Origin of the sequence: Nodosilinea sp. LEGE 07298, assembly GCF_015207265.1 — a bacterium.
Taxonomy (GTDB): domain Bacteria; phylum Cyanobacteriota; class Cyanobacteriia; order Phormidesmidales; family Phormidesmidaceae; genus Nodosilinea.
The window spans coordinates 1-1911 of the sequence record NZ_JADEXE010000548.1; the positions used below are offsets into that span (position 1 = coordinate 1).

Here is a 1911-nt window from a genome sequence, read left to right on the forward strand (position 1 = left end):
CGCGAACCCGTGCGCGTCATGCTCATCGGCACCGCCACCGGCATGGAACTCATCATCGCCCACTTGCACCAGGTCGGCTTTGCCGAACCCCGCGCCTGGAGCAAACCCCAGCTCGACCCCGCCACCGGCCAGCCCATGCGCATACTCACCAAATGGATTCGCCGCTAGCGCTCTAGCCGCCTACCAATCCAGCGGTTTGCCGTCGCGACAGAACCCGCCTGTGAAAATAGCCTCACCAAAACTTTTCACTCAGCAGAGCGTCTAGATCGGCGCTGCCTGGCCAGCGATCGGGGAACACCGTTTGGGGATAGTCTTCTCGCACAGCGGCCAATGCATCAGCCCAGCATTTGGGAAATAGCGACTCGGCCTCGTTGCGCAAACTAGGCGATTGCTCAAGCAGATCGAGCAGCTGTCGCCGCTGTTCTCGAATGGTGATTTCCCAGCCGCGATAGTCGTCGGGGGCATCGACATAGATGCGCTTTAGCAGGTGAGCCAATAGAACTCGAAAACGACTTTTCAACTCCCGGCGATCGCGTCCTGCCAAGCCTTCAATTTCCTCAATCAGTGCATCGATATCCAGAGCGGCAAAATCGCCCGCCTTAAGCTTAGCCACGGTGTCGTCGCACCAGGCCACCAGGTCTTGCTGGTAGAGGGTGGGGGGAGAGGTCGCTTTAACCATCAGTGGTGCTTGCGGGGAGGACTGTAACCACGATTTTGATGCTTGCCCTTATTCTACTGATTGGGCAAGTTGCCGCTGTTGCCTAGAGCTAACCTAATCGGCGCAGCCCACATCATGATCTGAGGTATTGGGCTACCCCCCTTAGTTTGATAGAATCAAGAGCTTGCACAGAAAACACCGCAGCCCGTCAACTTCAAGGAGAACCCCATGGCCCGCATGTATTACGACAGTGACGCTAACTTAGATTTGCTCAACGGCAAAACCGTTGCCATTATCGGCTACGGCTCCCAGGGCCATGCCCACGCCCTCAACCTCAAAGACAGCGGCGTCAACGTCATTGTGGGCCTGTATGAAGGCAGCCGCTCCACTGCCAAGGCCGAGGCCGAAGGTCTCACCGTCAAGCCCGTGGCCGATGCCGTGAAGCTGGCCGACTGGGTGATGATTTTGCTGCCCGACGAAGTGCAGCGCACCATTTATAAAGAAGCGATCGCCCCCAACCTGGAAGCGGGCAACGTGCTGCTGTTTGCCCACGGCTTTAACATCAACTTTGGCCAGATTGTGCCCCCCGAAGATGTCGATGTGGTGATGGTGGCCCCCAAAGGCCCCGGCCACCTGGTGCGCCGCACCTATGAAGAAGGCCAGGGAGTGCCCTGCCTATTTGCGGTATATCAAGATGCCACGGGTCAGGCCCGCGATCGCGCCATGGCCTATGCAAAAGGCATCGGCGGCACCCGCGCTGGCATTCTCGAAACCACCTTTAGAGAAGAGACCGAGACCGACCTGTTTGGTGAGCAAGTCGTGCTCTGCGGCGGCCTCAGCGAACTGATCAAATCGGGCTTTGAAACCCTGGTCGAGGCCGGTTATCAGCCGGAGCTGGCCTACTTCGAGTGCCTCCACGAAGTGAAGCTGATTGTGGATCTGGTGGTCGAGGGCGGCCTGGCGAAAATGCGCGACAGCATCTCAAATACCGCTGAATACGGCGACTACACCCGTGGCCCCCGCATCATCACTGACGAAACCCGCGCTGAAATGCGCAAGGTGCTGAAGGAAATTCAGACCGGCCAGTTTGCCCGCGAGTTTGTGCTCGAAAGCCAGTCGGGCAACGCCGGGTTTACCGCCATGCGTCGCCGCGAAGCAGAGCACCCGATCGAAGAGGTGGGTAAGGATCTGCGGGCGATGTTTAGCTGGCTGAAGAAAGCGTAGGGAAAAGAGGCAGGGGGCTAGGGAGAAAG

General features: G+C 58.4%; 2 protein-coding genes. One reads left to right on the forward strand and one right to left on the reverse strand.

The window, feature by feature from the left end:
- Positions 1 to 232 precede the first annotated feature (232 nt).
- On the reverse strand, positions 233 to 679 hold the full coding sequence (locus IQ273_RS32895; protein ID WP_194027271.1) for a DUF29 domain-containing protein: 447 nt from the start codon (positions 677 to 679) through the stop codon (positions 233 to 235).
- A gap of 207 nt (positions 680 to 886) precedes the next feature.
- On the opposite strand from IQ273_RS32895, the gene ilvC reads away from it, so the two are divergent.
- The gene (ilvC, locus tag IQ273_RS32900) at positions 887 to 1882 is read left to right on the forward strand and encodes a ketol-acid reductoisomerase (RefSeq protein ID WP_194027272.1); all 996 of its coding nucleotides are present in this window, start codon (positions 887 to 889) and stop codon (positions 1880 to 1882) included.
- The last annotated feature ends 29 nt before the right edge of the window (positions 1883 to 1911 follow it).